A 22,081-nucleotide genomic window follows, 5' to 3' on the forward strand; every position below is an offset into this window, starting at 1 on the left:
AATCGTTGAATGCATGGATGATGTTTGATCCTCAAGCACGGCAGGACACGCCTGCTGTGACTGAGTTGAATGCATGGTTGCAGGACTGGGCGAAACGCCTGGACTTTCGCCTCATGGATGAGCGCCGTTGCCTGCCGCCGCACTTGGTGCTGGCAGTCGGGAACCGGGGTTTACTGGGAATGCAGGTGCCCACCGACTATGGCGGCCGGTTGTGCTTGTCCAACTTCGAATTGCTGCGAGTACAGCGTCAATTGGGCGCCATTGATCTGACCTTGGCTTTTTTTATCGGTCTCAACAACGGGTTGGGTATCCGTCCTATTCAACGCTTCGCGGCGCCAGCTATCAAAGAGCGGTACCTGCCGCAACTGGCGAATGGTCGAATGCTCGCCGCGTTTGCGTTGACTGAGCGGGCGGCGGGCTCCAACCCGTTGGGCATGGCGGCCTGCGCGCGACGTGAAGGCAATGTGTTCAGGCTTGATGGGACTAAGTCCTGGTCAGGTTCGGCTGCATGGGCGGGCGTCATTTCGGTATTCGCCCGGCATATTGATGACCAAGGGCGTGAGCTCGGCTATTTGGGGCTCTGTGTAGATGCAGAGCAACAAGGTATGCGCCAGGGTAGCGAAGCGATGACGCTTGGCCTCAAAGGCATGGTGCAGAACCAACTGCATTTTGAAGCTGCGCTGGTCAACCAGGACCGAGTCCTGGGAAGTGCCTATGCAGGCCTGGCTGTGGCCAGCGACACGATGGCGTTCGGCCGGCTGGGTATTGCCGCTACCTGTGTCGGTGGGTTATGGCGGTGTGTTCAGTTGATGATCCGCTATAGCACCCGACGTAACCTGGGCGGCCACCCTCTTTGGGATCATGAGCATACACAACGCGTGGTTGATGACGCGCTCTGTGCAGCGACTGCAATTGGTAATTGGGTCGATGACCTGGCGCTACGACTGGATCAGGGCTTACCTGACGCTCCCCCCGAGGTCCTGGCAGCGACGAAGTGGTTGGCCAGCGAGGTGCTCGGGGAGGTCAGTGATAGCGCGCTGCAGATGCTAGGGGCTCGCGGCTACTGCGATAACAATCCCATTGGACAACTCTGGCGCGACGCTCGTATTACGCGTTTATTCGAAGGGCCTTCGGAAACGCTGGCGGCATTCATCGGTCAGCGCGTGCTGGAACAACCCAGCACGGTCATCGCCTACCTTGACCAGACTGCCCATGGCGAAATTACCCGAGCACGAATCCTGGAGTGGACCGCCGATGAGGTGTCCGCCTCGCGTTTATCTGCGGGTTCGCTCAGGTTGGGGGAGTGTGCTGCCTGGTTGATGCTCTCGTCGCAACCGCTGGATGAATTCTGTTGCCGTTGGGTGGACTATCGACTGGAGAGGGCGATGCACGCGTGGGAAAGAACACGTTTACCTATCAGAAAAATGAATTACTCAAGCGATTGGGCAACGATTGATGCAGGTCTTCAGGATTGCATCCAGCCCGGTGAAGAGCGCGAGATTGACCCTTTGCTTGCCTCACAGGTGAGCCTATGAAGGTACCGGCAGTGAAGGTCGGCCTTGCATTAGCGATACTGAGTAATGTCTGTTACGGCGACGCTCTCGACGCACTTGATTTCAACGGTCGTCTGGAAACCCGACAAGCGTTGACCCGCGAAGGCGAGTGGGGGCTCAACGAGTACTCCGCATTGTTGGGGGGGAGTTGGCAGGATGCATCGGGCTGGCGCTACAAGTTGCAAGTCAGGGCTTTGCAGGAAAATAAACTGGACGGCGACTATCACGAAGTCGAACCCCGTGAACTCTTCGCTGAATACCAAGGCGAACGATGTACCTCCACGCTGGGGATACAACAAGTCGTCTGGGGCAGCGCTGACCGGCTCAGGGTCCTGGACGTGATCCATGCGTTTGACCGTCGCGAAGGCTATTTCGGCGACTATGTCCAGCAACGACGCCCATTGGCCATGCTCAACAGTGAATGCTCGGTATTCCAGGATCAATCCTTACAGCTGCTGTTGATCCCCCAGACGCGTAAGGACCTCCTTCCCGATAGCGGTGCCCGTTATGCTGAAACCAGGGTCAGCGATTATTTGGGCAATATCCCTCAGACCGAAGCGGATGGTCCGGATTGGCGTAAACCTTCCGACTGGACACCCGCCTTGCGTTGGAGCGGCAACGCCCATGGGGTGGACTACTCCCTGAATGGCTGGCACGGCTGGCAGACTGAAGAGACCTCCTCCGCCCGGCTGACACCCGCTGGTCTGAGTTATCGAGAAGCACTGAAGCGTCGCACACTGCTTGGCGGCTCATTCGCGATGCCGATAGGGCCGGTGGTATTCAAGGGTGAAGCGGCCTTCGTACCTGACGCCTATCGTTACTCCCAGGCACAAACCGGCATCGTTGAGCTGGAGAAGAACCGTCAGAAGCAATTGCTGCTGGGTATGGATTACTTGAGTGGGGACTGGTTCTTCGGCATGCAGTACTACGACGTCTGGAAGGAGGCCGTGGCGCGCGCCGTCGATCAGGATCGCACGCAAATGATCAGCTTGGCGGTACGTCGCGAGCTGTGGCAGGGCCGGCTTTACCTCACCGCTTACGTTGCGCAGGACCTGCGCCTGGATGCGCAATATGCTTCTTTGGAAATGCGGTACGACATTGATGCCCACTGGCAGCTACGTACGGGTGTGGACATATTCGAGGGCAGTCAGCGTAGCTTCGGTTATTTTGACGAACAAAGCCGGTGGATCAATGCTGTGCGTTATTCCTTTTAGCGTGGACATGCGCTGCGTTAATGTGATTTTTGCGGGCGATGGCGACTCAGTCTAAGGGAGGACGTTTTGAGAATAGGGACGCATTTCCTTTACTAAAGACTCTCAGGATCGCCAAAAAACATCTGAATCCGCGACCTTAACCACCGCTCCCCCGGGTCATTATCCTGCGACCCACGCCACGCCATATGCAGCTCAAAGCTACGCACTGGCAGCGGCGGATCTTCTGCTCGCAAGCCACCGGCTGAGGTCAGCGCCTCGGCCGCATAGTCCGGCACGGTCGCCAGAATATCCGTGCCTGCCAGCAAGGTACCCAATCCGTTGAACTGCGGCACGGCCAATACCACGTGGCGTTTGCGGTCGAGTTTTTCCAGTTCTTCATCGATGAAGCCGCTCAGGTCGCCTGCGAAGGACACTAGGGCGTGGGGGCGGGCGCAGAAGTCGTCGAGGCTCAGGGAGCCCGGCACGCTGTCGGCGCGCAGCAGTTTCGGCAGGCTGCGGCGCAGTACTTTGCGCTTGGCGTTGGCCGGGAGGTCGGCGGTGTAGCTGACGCCGATGGAGATCTCGCCGGAGGCCAGCAGGCCTGGCATAAGGATGTAGTTGACGCGGCGTACTACTAGGACGATGCCGGGGGCCTCGGCGCGCAGGCGTTTGAGCAGTTGCGGCAGCAGGGCGAATTCGACGTCGTCGGACAGGCCGATGCGGAATACGGCGGTGCTGGTGGCCGGGTCGAACTCGGCGGCGCGGCTGACGGCGGTGGAAATGGAGTCCAGGGCCGGAGAGAGCAGGGCAAAGATTTCTACCGCCCGGGCCGATGGTTCCATGCTGCGGCCGGTGCGCACGAACAGGGGGTCGTCAAACAGCCCGCGCAGGCGCGACAACGCCGCGCTGATGGCCGGCTGGCCGAGGAACAGTTTCTCGGCGGCGCGGGTCACACTGCGCTCATGCATCAAGGTTTCGAATACGATCAAGAGGTTAAGGTCGACACGACGCAGGTCGTTACGGTTCATCTTGTGTCCTGGAAGAGTCAGCAAACTTGACGAGAGCGGCCATATGTAAACAATGGCCAGCATGAATCTTACGGGGAAAGGCTGGTACTCTGCACAGGATAATTGAGTTTTCCTACGATAGCTGAGGTCTATTCCTCACATGCGGAATCAATGACAGGCATGTCGACTATTAATGGCGACCGGTGGTCTTACCCGGAAAGCCCAGATAGAGTTCATGGCATTAGAGGTTACTTTGACGAGGTTTGCGATGTCCCGCACGATCCGTTTTCACAAGTTTGGTCCGGCCGAGGTGCTCAAATGCGAAGAGCATGCAGCCGCGCAGCCCGCACCGGGCGAAGTGCAGGTGCGTGTCGAAGCGATTGGCATCAGCTGGTACGACATTCTGTGGCGCCAGAACCTGGCGTCTTCCCATGCACGTTTGCCGTCCGGCCTCGGCCATGAGATGGCCGGAGTCGTGGTCGCTGTCGGCGATGGCGTGGATGATTTGGCAGTGGGCGACAAGGTGGCCAGTTTTCCGGCCGAGAGTCCCAATGATTACCCGGTGTATGGCGAACAGATCGTCCTGCCCCGTTCGGCCCTGACCCGTTATCCGGATGTCTTGAGTCCTATCGAGGCCAGCGTGCACTACACGCCGTTGCTGATTGCCTACTTTGCCTACGTGGATCTGGCACGGGTCAAGCCTGGGCAATTTGCGCTGGTGACTGATGCCAGCCACTGCGCCGGCCCTTCCTTTGTACAACTGGGCAAAGCCCTGGGTGTACGAGTGATTGCCGCCACCAAAGACAGCGATGAGCGTGAATACCTGCTATCCCTGGGTGCGGAAAAGGTCATCGTCACCGAAGAGCAGGACCTGTTGATGCAAATCAACAAGATCACCGACAACCGTGGAGTTGATGTCGTGTTCGACGGTTTGGGCGGCCCGCAGATGTCGCTGCTCGGTGATGTCCTCGCACCGCGTGGCAGCCTGGTGCTTTACGGCTTGCAGGGCGGCAACCAGACGCCATTTCCAGCCTGTGCAGCGTTCCAGAAGAACATTCAGTTCTTTGTGCACTGTATTGGCAATTTCACCGGCAAGCCTGAGCTGGGTATTATCCAAGACCAGGTCGCCTTGCAGCGAGCGCTCCGGGATATCAACCAACTGACCGCCGACCGTGTGCTGGTACCGCTGAAAACCACGGTGTTTCCGTTCAATCAGTTCGTGGAAGCACACCGTTACATGGATGAATGCCCTTGCCGCGAACGCGTTGCGTTGCAGGTTGAAGCTGTTTAGGGTGTAGGAATATTCTCAAAAAGGGTGTTTCTTACACCTGTCATAGGTGGCAAAAGCGCCATTTGACGGGAGTGAAACGGTGGTGCCCGACAGCAGCCAGACTGGCACGTTAACCCCTAAAACCTGATCTTTTCACCGACGCCGCCCTGAATTCCAGTGCGGCGTTTTTGTATGCGCGTGTTTTACAGGTCTGTTGTTATTCATCTGCACTGGTTTTCAGCAGCGTTCTGTATCTATTAATCATTATTCCAGCACTGATAATTGCGCCTTCACTTTCATCTCAAGGATTGAGCAATGATTGAATATCCAGTGCCGCTATTGCGAGTTGAAACTGATCTCGCGCAAAGCGCAGGATGCCAGGCGGATACAGGTGCCTATGTAAATCCTCAACAAAATAAGTTGGAAAGTTGGTTGCGGTTATTTGTAAGACGCTTCCCTAGGTGGTTGCCAATATGGGTGTAAGAATTTGTCGGAAATATCCTAGGATCGCAACCCTGCTTGTCAGAGGCCAGTACACACGGCGCTTTTGGCGCTTGCAGGGCGCAACTCTAATACGACGGGACTGATGTCATATTGTTGTGTGGTGCTAGTGTTTGGTCATTGGCGCGCAAAGCTGCGCGCGAATTTTTTACACGCCTTATAGGTCGAGCAAATACTGCAAGCAGTTGCTTGAAACTAATATCCAAACTCAGGTAATAGAATGATGAGCACTATTCACGAACAGGCTATGACTTATGTTTATCAGCAAGTGCTACAACGCTTGATCGGGCACTTTGCTCGTGAAGAACGCACGGCACTCCAGTTGTTGGTCCAGCGAATCGTGGTGGCGGCAGGCGGCATGGAGCAAGTAGGGGGTTACAAAGTGCTGGTGGCCCACGGCGGCGGCAAAGTGAGTAGCTACACATTGGCCTTGCTGCGGGCCGCGCAATTGACCATCGCTGGCCGAGCCCCGCGAACTTTTCAGTTGCGGGTTGCGACATTGCGGCATTCAGGAATGACCGAGGGCATGCTTGAGGATATTAATCAGGCCTACAGTCGGCTGTTTCTCCACGATGATCCAAGGGTTGAGCTGCTGATGGTGGAAAACCAGGAAGTTTTGCCCTTCAATCATCTGCGGCCCGCATCTAACTTGGGACGAGAAATCAGCCAGCGCAATATGTTGATGGTCGGCCACCTGAGTTCTGGCGACTGCCGCGCCACGTTGTGCAGTGATACCTACCTGGCGCTTGGGGATTTCTACCAGCGCGTCACCTCCTGGAATGGCGGAGTGCATGCGTTGGTCAGCGGTGACTCGCCACGCAAGCAGGCTCAGCTTCTCGCCTGGCTCAAGAACACAGTGCTCGGTGCGGGTATTGCGATACCGGAGATTTGGCCGTCGTCGCTCACCGGGCTGTTCGCACGCATGGACGAAATGAGTACCGATTATTACCGTGATCTATACGCAGACCATTATGTGCCGAGTGAAAACCCCAGCAAGACAAGCCATCGTCACTTGGCCTACATCGGTATCGCCGATTTGCTGGACGATGTAGACCTGCCATCCTCGTCCATGCTCAACGTGTTCATGGCCTTCACGCCTGACCCGCAGGGTTTTCACTTCAGCCATCCCACCTATTCGAACCCGCAGTTGATGGCACACCTGCGTGGGCTGCAGGCCCAATGCCTGCGTGACCTGGAATATGAGGAAGGGGTGCAGGGTTTTATCCAGCAAGCTGCACAATACATGCCCGAGGCATTGCTCACGCAGATGAACGTCAGTGAACGGCGCATCCTGTCGAGCACCTACGCCCAGCAGTACTTCGGCTTGGACGAGACTCAGTTGGTGTGCCTGCTGTTTTCCCCGTTTATCCATCATGGTGAACGGCTGGAAGGCTATTTGCGACAATGTCACCCAGGCATGCTGGTGGCCTTGCCGGAAATGCACAAAGTGCTGCAGGGCAAGCCGTCTGCCGACATGCTGCAACAATGGCTTACCGATACCAGCGGTTTACCCATGCCTTTGTTGCAGCAACTCTATCGCAAACGTCCGTCAGGCTACTCGAGTGGCAAACTGCGCAGTGCTGGCGCCATGGCCCATGGCAGCGCGCAAGCCTGTCTATCGTCCGGGCGATGACGCTGCGCGGCGAACGACAAGCGGATTTCGCGTATCAGGCGGTCTATCGCTACATGATCAACCTGATCAACGAAGTCAGTACCGACGCACGGGTAAAACTGCCCTCCCTGCGGCAATTGGCAGGACGCTTGAACGTGTCGATCTCGACGGTTCAGTACGCCTACGCGCTGCTTGAAAAAGAGGGCAGGGTCTATTCGGTAGCCAAATCCGGTTATTACGCCTGGCCACTCTCCACAAATCCGCTGGCAGGCGCCAGCGGTGACCTGCTTGACCGACTCTACGCAGCGGCGCGGCGCCCCGGCATGGTGGTGCTCAGCGGAGATGAACCCGCGCTGTTGGCTTCGCTGGATGGCACCCTGTTGCGTCTGGAGCGTGAGCTGGTCCGCCAGTATCCGCGCCATCCGCAACCCTGGTCTCAGCCTTGCGGTGTCTGGGAGCTGCGCGCAGCGTTGGCGGCGCGTTATACGTCGTCGCCGACCCGCTGCTGGCAGGCCGACGATGTTTACATCGGTGCCGACTTGCGCGGTGTACTGGACATCCTCATTGAAGTCTTGGGCTTGAGGGGGACGTCGGTGATTGTTGAATCGCCTTGCGATTGGCTGGTCCTGCGCCTGCTTCAGGATGCTGGCGTGCATATTGTCGAGCTGCCCTGGACGCCAGAAGGACGCCTGGATCTGGTAAATCTTGATCAGTTGTTATGTGCCAAGTCGGTGCATCTGGTGGTGCTGTCATCAAGGGTCAGCGTGCCTGCTGGCGTTTCAATGCCGCCCCAAGATCGCCTGGCCATTGCGCGAATGCTGGAGCAGCATGGCTGCTGGCTGCTGGAAAACGACACCTTTGGCGAGTTGGGTTTCGACGAGCCACAGACCGCATTGCGCGAGCTGGTGAACCCTGAACGGCTGATAGTGTTTTCCTCGTTCGAGAAAGTGTTGGGTTCGGAGGCGCCCTATGGCTATCTGCTGTCTCGGCGTATGAACAGCGAATTGCAGCGTCATTTCCTGTTGCGCTGCTTTCGTTTGTCGCCGATCCGCCAGCGCGCCATTGCGCGCCTTTATCACAGTGGGCGAATCGACCAGCACCTGCGTGGACTACGCCTTCAATTGCGCGAGCAGGCGGACGAAATGTGCGAGCGTCTGGATCGGCATCTGGGAGACCAATTGACCTACCGTGCGCCCGCTGCCGGCGCGGCGTTCTGGCTGGCCTCCACGAGGACAGTAGATATGCGCCAGGTGTTCCAGCGGCTACTTTCCCAGCAAGTGGTGATTGCCCCCGGCGAACTGTTCAGCGTCAACGGCCTGCATCAGCAGCATTTGCGCCTGAGCCATACCTTTCAGTCGCAACCGGACCTGGATATTGTCCTGACGGCGCTAAGCGAAGCGTTGCGTCAGGCCCAGTTGGGATAAATGCGTGAAGTTTCTCTGGCTATTGTAGGATCGATTACATCGCGCAGCAGTCCAACTCCCAGTAAACTGCCGTTTTATCCTGAATTCTTCTTTCCGAGGTTTATGCATGACAATCAGTCCTTTTGCGGGCAAGCCGGCGCCAGCTCAACTGCTGGTGGATATCCCGCGACTGGTCACGGCCTACTACACGGGCCAGCCTGATGCAGCAATCTCCACTCAGCGCGTAGCGTTCGGTACTTCCGGGCACCGTGGCAGCTCGTTTGAATTGAGTTTCAACGAATGGCACGTGCTCGCCATCAGCCAGGCCATCTGCCTGTACCGCGAAGCGCAGGGCATCAACGGTCCGTTGTTCGTCGGTCTGGACACCCACGCGCTGTCGACACCTGCCGGTGCCAGCGCCTTGGAAGTCCTGGCGGCCAATGGCGTGCATGTGATGTTGGCCGAAGGCGACGAATACACGCCAACGCCTGCTGTTTCCCACGCCATCATCTGCTACAACCGTGGCCGCACCACCGGCCTGGCCGACGGCATTGTTATCACCCCGTCGCACAACCCGCCGCAGAGTGGCGGCTATAAATACAACCCTCCTAATGGCGGACCGGCTGATACTCACGTCACCAAGTGGATCGAAGCCAAGGCCAACGAACTGCTGGCCAACAAACTGGCCGGAGTCAAACGCATCACCCACGCCCAGGCGCTCAAGGCCGACACCACCCACCGCCATGACTACCTCAACAGCTATGTGGCTGACCTGGTCAATGTGATCGACATGGACGCTATCCGCAGCGCCGACCTGCGCCTGGGCGTGGATCCGCTGGGCGGAGCAGGAGTACGCTACTGGTCGGCGATTGCCGAGCATTACCGCCTGAACCTGGACGTGGTGAATACTGAAGTCGACTCCACCTTCCGTTTCATGAGCGTCGACTGGGATGGCCAGATCCGCATGGACCCTTCCTCCAGCTACGCCATGCAAGGCTTGATCGGTCTTAAGGAACGTTTCGACGTGGCCTTCGCCTGTGACCCGGATCACGACCGCCACGGCATCGTCACCCCGTCCGGTGGCTTGCTTGCGCCCAACAACTACCTGGCGGTGTCCATCGACTACCTGTTCCAGAACCGTCCTGACTGGCGCGCAGACGCCGCCGTGGGCAAGACCGTGGTCAGCAGCGGCTTGATCGATCGCGTCGCCGCACGCATGGGCCGTCGTCTGTATGAAGTGCCCGTAGGCTTCAAGTGGTTTGCTGATGGCTTGTTCGAAGGTTCGTTGGGCTTTGGTGGCGAAGAAAGCGCCGGTGCTTCGTTCCTGCGCAAGGACGGCACTGTATGGAGTACTGACAAGGATGGCCTGATCCCGGCGTTGCTGGCTGCAGAAATGACTTCGCGCACAGGCCAGGACCCAAGCCAGATCTACCGCGGCCTGACGGATGCCCTGGGCGAGCCGTTCGCGATTCGTGTGGACGCCAAGGCCACTCCGGCGCAGAAAGCCTTGCTTGGCAAGTTGTCGCCGGACCAGGTGACCTCTACCGAATTGGCCGGGGAAAGCATCCAGCAGATTCTCAGTCACGCGCCGGGCAACAACCAGGCGATCGGTGGGTTGAAGGTGATGACCGAAAACGGTTGGTTCGCCGCACGGCCATCGGGCACCGAGGATATCTACAAGATCTACGCCGAGAGCTTTATCGGTGAGGATCACCTCAAGCAATTGGTGGAAGAGGCGCAGGTGCTGGTAGACGGTGCTATCAGCCAATAACCGATAGTAGGAGCCCGGCTTGCCGGCGATGGCCTTCGTTTGAGCGCTATCGCCGGCAAGCCGGGCTCCTGCAAAGTCAAGCGAGGTCAACCAAGACAATCTCGCTGTCTTCAACCGCCGTCACCCGCAACACCTGCTCATCTTCAATCGCTACACCATCTCGAGCTTGTGCACGCAAGCCGTTGACTTCAATGGCGCCAGTCGCCGGCACCAGATAAGCCCGACGCCCGCTGTCCAGCCGGTACTCGGCACTTTCCCCAGCCTTCAGGTTCGCCGCGACCAGCCGTGCATCAGCACGAATGCGCAGGCTCTCGGTGTCCCCAGCCTTGCCACTCGCCAGCGTTACAAAACCTTCGCGATGACCCTTGGGGAACGGCTTGGCGCCCCAGGAAGGCGGTAAACCAGCCTCGTTCGGAATGATCCAGATCTGGAAAATCTTAGTCGGCATGTCTTCCAGGTTGTACTCGCTGTGGGCGATCCCGGTGCCTGCGCTCATCACTTGCACATCACCCGCCTCGGTGCGGCCCTTGTTGCCAAGGTTGTCGGCATGGCTGATCGCGCCTTCACGCACATAAGTGATGATCTCCATATCGCGATGCGGGTGCTGCGGGAAACCAGTACCCGGCGCGATGATGTCGTCATTCCATACGCGCAGGTTGCCCCAGTGCATGCGCTTGGGGTCGTGGTACTCGGCAAACGAAAAGTGGTGATGAGCGTCAAGCCAGCCGTGGTGGGCGCCGCCCAGGGAGTTGAAAGGTCGAAGTTCAAGCATGATCGTCTCCTGTGGATTGCCCTATGATCCTGCAGCTCATGATCGATAAAAAGCGTAAAAACTGCCTGATTCCTATCAGTCGATTAGATTGATTGGTGGCGTTTTGACTTTCAGTTCACCGTCTAACTGCATGACCGCAAAGCAATTGGCTGGAACTGAGCGACGATTCCGGCGACCATGGCGCACTTGTTTGAACCCAATTCATCGCAGGAGTCCGCGTGCCGCAACAAAAGCCTGATCTTCCTCCCGAACTGCGCCCTTTGGCTGAAATGCCGTTATTCAAACGCTTGGCTGCGCGCCTGTTTGGCCATGGCTTGACCCGTTTGCGCGCCCAGCATCGGTTTTCGTGGTTGCACGGACAGGCCGACGGTTTTCGCAGTGGGCATGAGGCGGGCGTGGAGTACGGCTATCGCGAAGGCAAAGCCGAGGGCATCGAAGAAGGTCGCCAGGTGCTGTTGATTCGCGATTTCCGTCCGGATGAGCACCGTGCGCCGGGCGTGGATGACAACCTGTTCGATGATTGGCGCCTGCCGCTCACCTCCGAGCTGAAGAAACGCATTAAGGTCGATGTCGCGCGATTGCTGCCGGCTCATGCCCAGCCGAGCGCGGCGCAATGGAAGATGATTTTCAGCGAGACGCCCTCGACCTCAGTGATCGCGGGGGCCGGGGCCGGCAAATCCACGTCGCTGGTACTGCGCATTTTGCTGCTCACCCATTACCTGGGCTTTGAGCTGAGCTCGATGACGGTGGTGACCTTCACCCGTGAATCGCGCAAGGACTTCATCAACAAGCTCATGGAAATTCTCAACCTCTGGGGCCAACCCCTTGGTATGAAAGAAGCGCAAGCCGTGGTGCGTACCTTTCACTCGCGCATCCTGCCCATGGTGCGCAGCCTGCCGGGCTTCGAGCGCTTGCAAGCCTTCGAAAACCTGAATGCCGGTGTTGAAGACGCCGACAGCAATCCTTTTGACCTGCGTATCAACGAAGCCCAGCGCCAGCAGATGAATGCCTGCTTTCACCGGCTACAGGGGCAGCACCCGCGATTCCGTGAGCTGATTGCGCCGCTGGCGCGGCACGGGCTGCAGCTCAAGGAGCTGGAGCGTGATCATCCCGATGTGCAAAAGCGGGTGGCCGTGACCGAACTCGCGGCCAAACGCGATGAAGAACTCTGCGATGTGATCGAGGACCTATGGTTTCGTGCAGGCGCCTGGCCGATCAAGGGGATCGAACCTAACCGCCAGACCGTTGAAATCAACGGCGCGCAATTTCATTGTCATGGCTACATTCCTGAGCTGGATGCCTGGGTGGTGCTGGGCTTCGACTCGCGGGAAAACGCGCAGACCAGCCGACCTCACTCAAAGCTGTCGGTGCGCGCAGAATGGGCGGTAAAGCGCACCTTGTTTCAAGCTTTCTGTCGTAAGCCATTGGTATGGCTAGATAGTTACGAGTCATCGAAGCGCCTGCTGAGCAGTTTGGCCGGTGATGCTATGGCCGGCCCCGGCTTTGATTACAAGGTCAAAGGCGAGTTGGCATCAGCGCCGCTGCTGGACAGTTTCGTGATGGCCGCCGGATTTATCGAGAACCTTGGTCTGGACGTACCCACCGCGGTCGGGCAGATGAGCTTTGCCAAGGATGATCCGGACCGCTTCTTCTTCGAAGCCCTGAGCATCTTCTGGAAAGCCCTGGAAGATCACTTGCTGGACCAATCCCCCCCGATCATGACCTATAACCGGATGTTCTCGCTGTTCGGAGAGAACACCCCAGAAAACCTCAAGCTGCTCAGCGATCCGCTGCTGCGCCCCTTGTCGCACCTGATGATTGACGAGTTCCAGGACGTTTCGCCGCAGATCGTCTCATGGATCCGTGCCAGCCTGCGCGAGATCCGCAGCCGTGGTCCGGCCATGCATGTGGGGCGCGGCGCCCAACGTTCATCGTTGTTGTGTGTGGGAGATGACTGGCAGTCGATCTATGGCTGGCGCGGCAGTTCACCCAAGTACTTCATGGAATTCGACAGGGAGTTCCCATCGCCATCGACCACCCGCGTGATGCTGGGCGAGAACTACCGCAGTCATCAGCACATCATTGATGCGGCCGAGCATATCGTGCGCGCGGCGCCGGCGATTGCTGGCAAGAAAGCCAAGGCGAGTGGCGCGCCCAAGGCGTTGGTACCAGTCGCGGTGCTGGAGCGGGACGATGCGGCATTGGGGCGACGGTTGTCGGAGCATTATCAGAAAGGTGATTCGATCTTGATGCTTTATCGAAAAGGTAGCGATAAGTTATTGATTCAAGAGCATATTCAATCTGTAGTTAATGTGGATTCTAGCTTGCCGCCTCAGGCGCGCAGGCTGAAACAATTGACCTATCACAGCGCCAAGGGCCTGCAGGCTGACGCGGTGTTTCTGCTTGGGGATTGTCAGCATGTCACTAGCTCGCCGTATAAAAACCAGGTGTACCGGATGGCGGGCCTGGGCAAGGCTGGCGACAGCGAGCCCTATGACAATGCGCAAAAGGACGAAGTGTTGCGCCTGGCTTATGTGGGGATTACCCGCGCCGTGAGCCATTGCTATTGGTACGTGGAAAAACCCGAAGGTCAGGCCCTGAATGTGCCCAAGGCGTCGGAGCGGGTGGATGGCAAGAAAGCCTTCTTTGATGATCAGCGCATCTGAAGGCGCGCCGGACCTAATGTGGGAGCGGGCAAGCCCGCGCCCACATTGGAAACTCATTGCTTGATGGGTTTGGGTCATGCCCTTAGTGACACCGGCGGCACAAACGACTCCAGCTCATCCTCCACGGCCTCGATGATGCGCTCCACATCGGCGGCATTCATCACGGTAGCGCAGGGAATGCCGGCGATGGCGATCAGCGTCTCGCCACTGGCGCGGTCGAACAATCGCGCGATCATACTGCCAGGCGCATCCATGCTGCCCTCGAAGCCCATTGGGTGAAAATGCCAGCGCATCAGCTGGCAGGCGTTGGGGAACGTCACTTTGTTCATGTTGCCCACCTTGTTCATTGAGCGCTTCCTTTAGCTCGCGGCAGGGGCCAAGACCTTCACTGGTCATGGCGTCGCAGAACTTAAAAATAGCATCCGTTCGCAACGGCAAGGTGACTTTTTGAGCCCCGTTCGGCGGTTGTCCTTCATAAGTTTGATGTAGGTCATGTCCCACTGGAGGCTGGGCAATAGGCCACTAGTCAGAAGTGCCAATTGGCCATTGAAGCTCCCGGCAAAATTCGGCAATCTCCAAGGTCTACCCGCCGCAGAGCCCCTCCATGCCCGACATCGCTCCAGACGATGAGCTCCAGCAATCCCACGCCACCCGCGATCTGGTGCTGCGCCACCACCTGTGTTGGCGCCATCGGGATCTGGAGGGCGTAATGTCCTACTACCATCCGGACATCCAGTACCACGACTTTTTCCAGAACAGAGTCGTTGGTCACGCGCAGTTGCGTGATTACCTGCGAGCCAGCATGCCGCGCGAGGCCGATGAAGCCATTGAGCATACCGACCGCATCCGCGCTGATGGCGATACGGCCTTCATCCAGTACCGCATCACCTTGCGTGGTGGCCATGGCTTGGTGTCATTTCGCACCAGCGAAGCCATCACGGTGCGCGACGGGCTGATCTGGCGGGTCAATGAATACGCCTCCCTGGTGCATGAGCAACCCGTCCAGGCTGCGCGGCCTTCGGTCAGCCGTTTAGGCTTGTCACCCCAGCAATTGGGGCATATGGCCAATGACCTGCAGCAGTATTTCGAACGCAAGCAACCGTACCTGGACCCGGAGCTGGACTTGCAGCGGGTGGCCAAGGAGTGTGGCTACAGTCGCAATCAGATTTCCTATTTGCTGAACCAGGTGCTGGGGCAAAGCTTCTATCGCTACGTCAACCAGGCCAGGCTCCACCACTTGCTGGCCGCACTGGACAACGCCTTGCCACCGATAAGGGTCGACGACCTGGCATTTGCCGCCGGTTTCAACTCGCTCTCGGCGTTCTACAGTGCGTTTCGCCAGCACACAGGGCAGTCACCCAAGGCCTACGTCAAACAAATTTCCCTGCGTGCACGCGCGCAAGACAGCCCATAACGCTGCGCTCTAGGATCCACCCTATCGAAACGAGGTAGGGGAGCCCGGCATGCCGGCATGGCGCAACATCAGCTTATGGATGGACCAGTTGGATGACCCGCTGCATGCGCGGCCGTCGCTGGAACAGGACCTGGACGTCAACGTGGCCATCATCGGCGCCGGTTATACCGGGCTGTGGACCGCGTATTACCTGAAACGCCAGGCGCCCGAACTGAACATCGCGATCATCGAAGCGCAAACCGCCGGCTTCGGCGCTTCCGGCCGCAATGGTGGCTGGCTGATGGGCAACCTGCTGGGCGAGGACCGCCTGTTGGCCGGCCTTAACCCCGAACAACGGCGCGCCTCGTTTGACCTGCTGCACGCCATCCCGGATGAGGTGGCCCAGGTACTCGCGCGTGAGGGCATCGACTGCGACTACCGCAAGGGCGGCGCGCTGTACTGCGCCGCGCGTTACCCCGAGCAGGAGGGCAGCCTGCGTCGCTACTTGGACAAACTCTACGCCCAGGGCCTGACCGAAGCCGACTATCGCTGGCTCAGCCCACAGCAACTGGCCGAACAGATTCGCATCGCCAAGCCTTATGGCGGTATCTACGCGCCCCACGTGGCGACCATCAACCCTGCCAAGCTGGTGCGTGGCCTGGCGCGGGTGGTGGAAAGCATGGGCGTGGCGATCTACGAAAACAGCCCAGTGACTCAGTGGCAATCCGGCGGCCTGCGCACGGCGAAGGCCGGTGTCCGTGCAGCCTGGGTGGTGCCGGCAGTGGAGGGCTATGCAAACACCTTGCCGCCTTTGGGCCGTTATCAACTGCCGGTGCAAAGCCTGATCGTCGCCACCGAGCCGTTGCCGGCCAGTGCCTGGGATGAAATCGGCCTGAGCCACGGCCAAGCCTTCGGCGAAAGCAGTCGGCAGGTCACGTACGGCCAGCGTTCTGCGGACAACCGACTGGTGTTCGGTGCCCGTGGCGGTTACCAGTTCGCCGGGAAACTGCGCCACAACTTCGATCTGACCGACAGCGAAGTGGAGCTGCGTCGCTACCTGTTCGGTGAGCTTTTCCCACAGCTCAAGCACGTGAAGATTACCCATTCATGGGGCGGCAACCTGGGCATGTCGCGCAGTTTCCGACCGCACATGCTGTGTGACCACAAGACCGGCATCGCACTGTCCGGTGGTTATGGCGGGGAGGGCGTTGGCGCCACCAACCTCGGCGGCCGCACCCTGGCCGACCTGATCCTGGGCCGCGACACGCCGTTGACCCATCAACCCTGGGTGATCCGCGAACGCGGCCTGGACGCGCTCAAGCCCTGGGAGCCCGAACCCTGCCGCTGGCTGGGCTACAACGCGATCATTCGCAGTTTCGTCCATGAAGACCAGGTGTTGGCCAATCCCAACACCGCCCCTTGGCGCCGCAAGTTGGCGACCGGCGTGGCCGGGTTCATGGAAGGTTTCATGCACTAAGTCGTTTCACTCACACGGGAAAATCCCATGAGCATCACGCAATTCAAAGACACGCTGAACGCCCACCTGCCGGACTCGTCGCCCGTCACCGTGCCGCTGGGTGAACCCATCGCCGTGGCCTCGACCCTGAGCGTCGAACGCAACGATGGCGTCGAAACCGGCATCTGGGAGTGCACCCCAGGCGTCTGGCGTCGGCAGATCAAATCCCAGGAGTTTTGCCACTTCATACAGGGCCGCTGCACCTTCACCCCAGACAACGGTGAAATCGTCCACATACAAGCCGGTGATGCACTGATGTTGCCGGCCAACAGCACCGGCATCTGGGACATCCAGGAAACCGTGCGCAAGACCTACGTATTGATCCTGTAACGCTTTGATCCTTGATCGCCTGCCATAAAAACAGCCCTAAAACCGCCAGGAAATCGAACCATGAAAGCCATTGCCCTGTTGCCCTTGATGTTGGTCGCCTCTATCAGCCAGGCCGCCGAGACGGTGAAAATCTACAACTGGTCGGACTACATTGCGCCGGACACCACCAAGAACTTCCAGAAAGAAACCGGCATTGGTTTCACCTACGACGTGTATGACAGCAATGAAACCCTCGACGGCAAGTTGATGACCGGTAAATCCGGCTACGACGTGGTGTTTCCGTCCAACCACTTCATGGCCCGGCAAATCCAGGGCGGCGCGCTGAAGAAGCTCGACAAGAGTCAGTTGCCCAACTGGAAGAACCTCAACCCGGTGCTGCTCAAGGCCCTGGAAAACAACGATCCGGGCAATGCCCACGGTTTCCCGTACCTGTGGGGCAGCACCGGCATCGGCTACAACATCGATAAGGTCAAGGCGGTACTGGGCGACAACGCACCGGTCGACTCCTGGGACCTGATCTTCAAGCCGGAGAACATGGCCAAGCTGCAGAAATGCGGCGTGGCCATTCTGGACAACGGCCCGGAACTGCTGCCGGCTGCGCTGAACTACCTGGGCTTGCCGCACCACAGCAAGAAACCTGAGGACTACAAGAAGGCTGAAGACTTGCTGATGAAAGTGCGTCCTTATGTCGCGTACTTTCACTCCTCGAAATACACCGCAGACCTGGCCAACGGCGATATCTGCGTGGCGGTGGGCTTCTCCGGCGACATCCTGCAGGCCGAAAGCCGTGCCAAGGAAGCCAAAAACGGCGTGAACATCGGTTACAACATTCCCAAGGAAGGCGCCGCGATCTGGTTCGACATGGTCGCCATGCCTGCCGACGCACCGAATGAAAAAGCCGGGTATGCCTTCATGAATTACCTGCTGCGCCCGGAAGTGATGGCCAGCATCACGAACTATGTGCATTACGCCAACGGTAACCAAGCCGCCGACAGCCTGGTAGACCCAGCCATCAAGTCTGACACCAAGGTGTATCCGAGCCCGGAAATGATGGGCAAATTGTTCGCGTTGGAAGCGATGCCGTTGAATATCGACCGGGTGCGTACGCGCGTGTGGAATACCATCCGCACCGGGCGCTGAACACCTGTTATAAATTGTGGTGAGCGGGCTTGTGTGGTGAGCGGGCTTGTCCCGCGCTGGGGCGCGAAGCGGCCCTAAGTTCAGGCACCGCTGTGTTTCAGTAAGACTGAGGTGTACCGTTTGGGGCGGCTTCGCCCCCCCAGCGCGGGACAAGCCCGCTCACCACAACAAGCCCGCTCGCAACAGCAGCCCAAACACGGCTCAAGGGTTTTCCAGATCATGACCCAACGACTGGATAAACAACGAAAACAGCTCCGGCTGTGACGAGATATCCAGCTTCGCGTACAAATGCCGACGATGCACCTTCACTGTATCCGGCGAGATGTTCAGCCGCTCGGCCATGGCCTTGGATGAAAACCCGCGCAACACCAGGCGGGCGATCTCCAGCTCGCGGTCCGAGAGCACGCCGCAACCGAACTGACTCAACGCATCCCTGATCTGACTGTCCATCGCCGGCGCACGCTGGGTGCTTTGCTGCCAGTGCTGTTGCATCAGCGGTAACACCCAGGCGGCCACAGTGGTCATCAGCCCGGTTTCTTCAAAACTGAAGCGTCGTTGCATGCCCAGCGACAGCGATAACGTCCCCGCGCCCGGCAATTGCAAGATGAACTGCACCTCGTCTTCCAGCACGTTGTCATGGAAGTAATTGAGGAAGTATTCACTCTGGCGAAAATGATCCGGCGCCACTTCCTCCAGGCGGTACACGCCGCTGGCATAGCCCTCGCGACAGGCCTGGAAAAACGGGTCGAGCAAATACAAGCCATTGAGGTACACCAGCATCGACGCTGGTTTGCTGCTGGGTTGGGCGTCGTATTCTTCGAGGGCCTGGGGCGGGCCATCCACCGGGTAGTAGATCGCCAGGGCGTTATCAAAGGGCAGGCACTGATGCAGCAACAACACAAGCTGTTTCCAGAAGCGCTCGGTGCCGATGTGCGCGACGGTGCGGCCCAAGCCGGCGTGCATGCCGACTTCTCGAAACAGGCTCATATGACAGGCTCCCACCGCAAAAGATCGGCCAAGGGTTCGGCTTTTGCCGGGTGGCGTCAAGGGGAGTACGCCAATAGGGGAATTGGCTGACATGAACGTCGTGTTTATTGTCCTCATCATTCAGCGGGAAACATATCCCGCAATGATCAGACGTTTCGTTTCTGCCTCACACCAAGAACAACGACAGAGGATAACGATATGAGCACTTCCCCCACGCCCGACGGCGTGCTGAAACCCACCTTGAGTGTCTTCGATGTGGTCGCCATTACCGTGTCGGCGGTGACGCCGGCCAGTTCCGTATTTGTGATCGCGCCCTTTGCCATCCAACAGGCCGGTAGCGGCGTGTTCCTGGCGTTTGTGATGGCGGGTTTGCTCGCGTTGATGTTTGCCTTTTGCTACGCCGAACTGGGCCGCGCCCACAACAGCGCTGGGGGCGAGTATGTGTACGCCAAGCGCGTATTTGGTGGCATGGCGGGCTATGCGACGTTCCTGACCGTGCTGGTGATGTTGCTGTTTATCCCGCCAGTTCTCGCCACGGGCGCGGCAACCTATCTGAATAACGCCCTTGGCACGAAGTTCGATTCCCAGACCGTCGCGTTGGTGATTGTGGTGTGCAGTTACGCCTTGGGCATTCTCAATATCAAGCTGAATGCCTGGATCACCGGCACCTGCCTGTTACTGGAAGTCGCGGCGTTGCTGGTGATCGTCGTCATTGGTTTCGGCAACCCGGTACAGCCGGCCAGCGTGCTGTTCCAGCCGCAAATCGTCGAAAACGGCGTGCTGCACCTGGCGCCCTGGGCCCTGGTGATCGGCGCGGTGGGCATCGGCCTGTTTTCCTACAACGGCTATGGCCCAGCAGTGTTGCTGGCTGAAGACATGAAATGCGGCGGCAAAGGCGTGCACAAGGCAGTGCTGTGGTCCTTAGGCTTGGTGGTGATCATCGAACTGGTGCCGATCACCGCGCTGTTGATCGGTGCGCCATCGCTCAGTGAGATGATCAGCAGCCCGGACCCCATCGGTTACCTGTTGACCAGCCATGGCAATGAAACCCTCTCGCGGCTGGTCAGTGCCGGGATCTTCCTGTCGGTGTTCAATGCGATTGTCGCGATCGTGATCCAGATTGGCCGCGTGGTGTTCAGCAGCGGACGCGACGCGCTGTGGACGCCAAGCATCAACAAACTCTTTACACGTATTCACCCACGCTGGGATTCGCCCTGGTTGGCTACGCTGTTCCTGGCGATTCCTTCAGCATTGTTGAGTTTCAGCTCCAACCTGGCCGACCTGACTTCGTTCAGCGTGTTGCTGATCATGCTGGTGTACCTGGTGGTGGCGTTGAGTGCGTTGATGAGCCGGGTGCTGCTGCGTGATCGCGAGCATCCCTATCGCATGCCGCTGTGGCCGCTGCCGGCGTTGGTTGCGGTACTGGGCGCGGGTTATCTGTTGGTCACGCTGGTGGCGGCGGCCTCGATCCGCGACATCATGATCATCATCGGCTTGCTGGCCCTGTCGGTGATTCTGTATTGCATCAGTGGCCGGTCGAGTCCGGTCTTCCAGAAATTGTAAGGAGTGGTTATGCGCGCACGTCAATTGGGCATCACGTTGGGGCTGGGCACGCCCGGTGAGTGGAACGCCATCACCGATGTGCCAGGTGTCCGGGTCGGGCACAGCACGATCAAGACACTTATCGACGGCAAGCACGTGCGTACTGGCGTCAGCGTGATCCAACCGCGTGCTGGCGAGGCACGCCAGCAACCGTGCTTTGCCGGCTATCACGTGCTCAATGGCAATGGCGACGCCACCGGCCTTGAGTGGATCAGCGAAGCGGGGCTGTTGACCACGCCGCTGGCCATCACCAACACCCACAGCATCGGCATTGTGCGCGACAGCCTGATCGCCCTGGAGCGCGAGCGCCTGGCGGACCCGGCGGTGTACTGGTGCATGCCGGTGGTGATGGAAACCTATGACGGCCTGCTCAATGACATCTGGGGCCAGCATGTCGGCCCCGAGCATGTGCGCGAAGCCGTGGACAACGCCGAAACCGGCCCGGTGCAGGAAGGCGCAGTCGGCGGCGGCACCGGCATGATCTGCCATGAATTCAAAGGCGGCATCGGCACGGCCTCGCGGCGCCTGCCGGCGGAACAGGGTGGCTGGACTGTCGGCGTGCTGGTGCAGGCCAACCATGGCAAGCGCCAGGAACTGCGGGTGGATGGCTACCCGGTGGGGCGCCAGTTGATGGAAATTTCTTCGCCCTTTGCCGAGCAAGGCACGCCGGGCATGGGCTCGATCGTGGTAATCCTGGCCACCGACGCGCCGCTGTTGCCGCACCAATGCCAGCGCCTGGCGCAGCGCGCGTCCATCGGTATCGCCCGCACTGGCGGCGGCACCGAAGATTCCAGCGGTGACCTGTTCCTGGCCTTTGCCACCGGTAACCAGGATCTGCCGCCAGCGGATTATGGGCGCAAGGGCCTGCCGTTCAGCAGCCCCTTGCAGATGGTCAACAACGACCATATTTCGCCGCTGTTCAGCGCGGCGGCTGAGGCGGTGGAAGAGGCGATCATCAACGCGATCCTGGCTGGGGAGAGCATGCTCACCGATCAAGGTGTCCTGGTGCCCGGACTGGAAGGTGAAACGCTATTGGCGGTATTGCACAAGACGGGCTGGAGTGTGTCCCGGTAATAGGGGGCACGCCAAGTTATTAATACAAGTAGTGGCTGTTTAATGTTGCCAATGACACCCTGCCAATATATTGGATCCATTAACTAACGGCGCCGCTCAATTTGAGCGGCGTTAGTGCTATTTAATATTTAAATAATCGCGCTGCTTTTTTCAGGGCGAAAGCCAATACCGGCCAACAAACACGGCGCTGAACTTGTTTCAGTTGTTTGCTTGCCCGGTTTTAGTGCGGGAAAAGATGTAGACGAAAGATTTCAAGTTGTGTCAGTTTTCTTACGCCTTCAAAAGAGGCGA

17 protein-coding genes are annotated in these 22,081 nt (G+C 58.7%); 13 read left to right on the forward strand and 4 right to left on the reverse strand.

Annotation, left to right across the window (positions count from 1 at the left end):
• Nucleotides 1-5 precede the first annotated feature (5 nt).
• Both RB216_RS13790 and RB216_RS13795 read left to right on the forward strand, forming a co-directional pair.
• Nucleotides 6-1,535: an acyl-CoA dehydrogenase family protein gene (locus tag RB216_RS13790; RefSeq protein ID WP_214497054.1), complete on the forward strand. Its 1,530-nt coding sequence runs from the start codon at nt 6-8 to the stop codon at nt 1,533-1,535.
• A complete protein-coding gene (locus RB216_RS13795; protein ID WP_214497053.1) occupies nt 1,532-2,767 on the forward strand; it encodes a hypothetical protein in 1,236 nt (411 codons plus the stop codon). Before RB216_RS13790 ends, RB216_RS13795 begins: the two co-directional genes overlap by 4 nt.
• A 92-nt stretch (nt 2,768-2,859) precedes the next feature.
• On the opposite strand, the gene RB216_RS13800 is transcribed toward RB216_RS13795, so the two are convergent.
• Nucleotides 2,860-3,774 (reverse strand): LysR family transcriptional regulator, encoded by a 915-nt coding sequence (locus RB216_RS13800; protein ID WP_010210548.1) that lies wholly within the window; start codon nt 3,772-3,774, stop codon nt 2,860-2,862.
• 247 nt (nt 3,775-4,021) lie between these two features.
• Here RB216_RS13800 and RB216_RS13805 point away from each other — a divergent pair, with 247 nt between their 5' ends.
• The 4 genes from RB216_RS13805 to pgm all read left to right on the forward strand — a co-directional run bounded on the left by RB216_RS13805 (nt 4,022) and on the right by pgm (nt 10,310).
• Entirely contained in the window at nt 4,022-5,044 is a 1,023-nt protein-coding gene (locus RB216_RS13805) for a zinc-dependent alcohol dehydrogenase family protein (protein WP_236319943.1), read from the forward strand.
• A 703-nt stretch (nt 5,045-5,747) separates the two neighbouring features.
• Nucleotides 5,748-7,157 (forward strand): hypothetical protein, encoded by a 1,410-nt coding sequence (locus RB216_RS13810; RefSeq protein WP_028616089.1) that lies wholly within the window; start codon nt 5,748-5,750, stop codon nt 7,155-7,157.
• Nucleotides 7,154-8,560: an aminotransferase-like domain-containing protein gene (locus RB216_RS13815; RefSeq protein ID WP_068933235.1), complete on the forward strand. Its 1,407-nt coding sequence runs from the start codon at nt 7,154-7,156 to the stop codon at nt 8,558-8,560. Before RB216_RS13810 ends, RB216_RS13815 begins: the two co-directional genes overlap by 4 nt.
• 106 nt (nt 8,561-8,666) lie before the next feature.
• Complete coding sequence (gene pgm, locus RB216_RS13820; RefSeq protein ID WP_028616090.1) at nt 8,667-10,310, forward strand: phosphoglucomutase (alpha-D-glucose-1,6-bisphosphate-dependent); 1,644 nt, start codon at nt 8,667-8,669, stop codon at nt 10,308-10,310.
• A gap of 76 nt (nt 10,311-10,386) precedes the next feature.
• On the opposite strand, the gene RB216_RS13825 is transcribed toward pgm, so the two are convergent.
• Nucleotides 10,387-11,082: a pirin family protein gene (locus tag RB216_RS13825; RefSeq protein ID WP_028616091.1), complete on the reverse strand. Its 696-nt coding sequence runs from the start codon at nt 11,080-11,082 to the stop codon at nt 10,387-10,389.
• A gap of 218 nt (nt 11,083-11,300) precedes the next feature.
• Here RB216_RS13825 and RB216_RS13830 point away from each other — a divergent pair, with 218 nt between their 5' ends.
• Complete coding sequence (locus RB216_RS13830) at nt 11,301-13,748, forward strand: UvrD-helicase domain-containing protein (protein WP_308908836.1); 2,448 nt, start codon at nt 11,301-11,303, stop codon at nt 13,746-13,748.
• 74 nt (nt 13,749-13,822) lie between these two features.
• Here RB216_RS13830 and RB216_RS13835 read toward each other — a convergent pair whose 3' ends face one another.
• Complete coding sequence (locus tag RB216_RS13835; protein ID WP_014718395.1) at nt 13,823-14,095, reverse strand: DUF1652 domain-containing protein; 273 nt, start codon at nt 14,093-14,095, stop codon at nt 13,823-13,825.
• 257 nt (nt 14,096-14,352) lie between these two features.
• Between RB216_RS13835 and RB216_RS13840 the strand changes: the two genes are divergently transcribed.
• The 4 genes from RB216_RS13840 to RB216_RS13855 are packed head-to-tail and all read left to right on the forward strand — an operon-like array spanning nt 14,353 to nt 18,127.
• Nucleotides 14,353-15,162, forward strand: a complete 810-nt coding sequence (locus tag RB216_RS13840) for a helix-turn-helix transcriptional regulator (protein ID WP_308908837.1) — start codon at nt 14,353-14,355, stop codon at nt 15,160-15,162.
• 49 nt (nt 15,163-15,211) lie between these two features.
• Entirely contained in the window at nt 15,212-16,618 is a 1,407-nt protein-coding gene (locus RB216_RS13845) for an NAD(P)/FAD-dependent oxidoreductase (protein ID WP_068933227.1), read from the forward strand.
• Between the two features lie 27 nt (nt 16,619-16,645).
• Nucleotides 16,646-16,987 carry a cupin domain-containing protein gene (locus RB216_RS13850; protein ID WP_122685122.1) on the forward strand — a complete coding sequence of 114 codons (342 nt, stop codon included), beginning with the start codon at nt 16,646-16,648 and terminating at the stop codon, nt 16,985-16,987.
• A gap of 60 nt (nt 16,988-17,047) precedes the next feature.
• Nucleotides 17,048-18,127 carry a polyamine ABC transporter substrate-binding protein gene (locus RB216_RS13855; RefSeq protein WP_028616096.1) on the forward strand — a complete coding sequence of 360 codons (1,080 nt, stop codon included), beginning with the start codon at nt 17,048-17,050 and terminating at the stop codon, nt 18,125-18,127.
• Nucleotides 18,128-18,328: 201 nt separating this feature from the next.
• Here the strand turns inward: RB216_RS13855 and RB216_RS13860 are convergent, their stop codons facing one another.
• Nucleotides 18,329-19,114, reverse strand: coding sequence for a helix-turn-helix transcriptional regulator (locus tag RB216_RS13860; protein WP_068933223.1), 786 nt, complete (start codon nt 19,112-19,114; stop codon nt 18,329-18,331).
• A gap of 198 nt (nt 19,115-19,312) precedes the next feature.
• Here RB216_RS13860 and RB216_RS13865 point away from each other — a divergent pair, with 198 nt between their 5' ends.
• Entirely contained in the window at nt 19,313-20,677 is a 1,365-nt protein-coding gene (locus RB216_RS13865) for an APC family permease (RefSeq protein ID WP_028616098.1), read from the forward strand.
• 9 nt (nt 20,678-20,686) lie between these two features.
• Nucleotides 20,687-21,790, forward strand: coding sequence for a DmpA family aminopeptidase (locus RB216_RS13870; protein WP_028616099.1), 1,104 nt, complete (start codon nt 20,687-20,689; stop codon nt 21,788-21,790).
• Nucleotides 21,791-22,081 lie beyond the last annotated feature (291 nt).

This window comes from Pseudomonas canadensis (genome assembly GCF_030980095.1).
In the GTDB taxonomy this organism is placed as follows: domain Bacteria; phylum Pseudomonadota; class Gammaproteobacteria; order Pseudomonadales; family Pseudomonadaceae; genus Aquipseudomonas; species Aquipseudomonas canadensis.

Excerpts from the sequence above, each read along its gene's own strand:
- RB216_RS13795 (WP_214497053.1), top strand. The coding sequence starts at position 1,532 with ATGAAGGTACCGGCAGTGAAGGTCGGCCTTGCATTAGCGATACTGAGT.
- RB216_RS13800 (WP_010210548.1), bottom strand. The coding sequence starts at position 3,774 with ATGAACCGTAACGACCTGCGTCGTGTCGACCTTAACCTCTTGATCGTA.
- RB216_RS13805 (WP_236319943.1), top strand. The coding sequence starts at position 4,022 with ATGTCCCGCACGATCCGTTTTCACAAGTTTGGTCCGGCCGAGGTGCTC.
- RB216_RS13810 (WP_028616089.1), top strand. The coding sequence starts at position 5,748 with ATGAGCACTATTCACGAACAGGCTATGACTTATGTTTATCAGCAAGTG.
- RB216_RS13815 (WP_068933235.1), top strand. The coding sequence starts at position 7,154 with ATGACGCTGCGCGGCGAACGACAAGCGGATTTCGCGTATCAGGCGGTC.
- pgm (WP_028616090.1), top strand. The coding sequence starts at position 8,667 with ATGACAATCAGTCCTTTTGCGGGCAAGCCGGCGCCAGCTCAACTGCTG.
- RB216_RS13825 (WP_028616091.1), bottom strand. The coding sequence starts at position 11,082 with ATGCTTGAACTTCGACCTTTCAACTCCCTGGGCGGCGCCCACCACGGC.
- RB216_RS13835 (WP_014718395.1), bottom strand. The coding sequence starts at position 14,095 with ATGAACAAGGTGGGCAACATGAACAAAGTGACGTTCCCCAACGCCTGC.
- RB216_RS13840 (WP_308908837.1), top strand. The coding sequence starts at position 14,353 with ATGCCCGACATCGCTCCAGACGATGAGCTCCAGCAATCCCACGCCACC.
- RB216_RS13845 (WP_068933227.1), top strand. The coding sequence starts at position 15,212 with ATGCCGGCATGGCGCAACATCAGCTTATGGATGGACCAGTTGGATGAC.
- RB216_RS13850 (WP_122685122.1), top strand. The coding sequence starts at position 16,646 with ATGAGCATCACGCAATTCAAAGACACGCTGAACGCCCACCTGCCGGAC.
- RB216_RS13855 (WP_028616096.1), top strand. The coding sequence starts at position 17,048 with ATGAAAGCCATTGCCCTGTTGCCCTTGATGTTGGTCGCCTCTATCAGC.
- RB216_RS13860 (WP_068933223.1), bottom strand. The coding sequence starts at position 19,114 with ATGAGCCTGTTTCGAGAAGTCGGCATGCACGCCGGCTTGGGCCGCACC.
- RB216_RS13865 (WP_028616098.1), top strand. The coding sequence starts at position 19,313 with ATGAGCACTTCCCCCACGCCCGACGGCGTGCTGAAACCCACCTTGAGT.
- RB216_RS13870 (WP_028616099.1), top strand. The coding sequence starts at position 20,687 with ATGCGCGCACGTCAATTGGGCATCACGTTGGGGCTGGGCACGCCCGGT.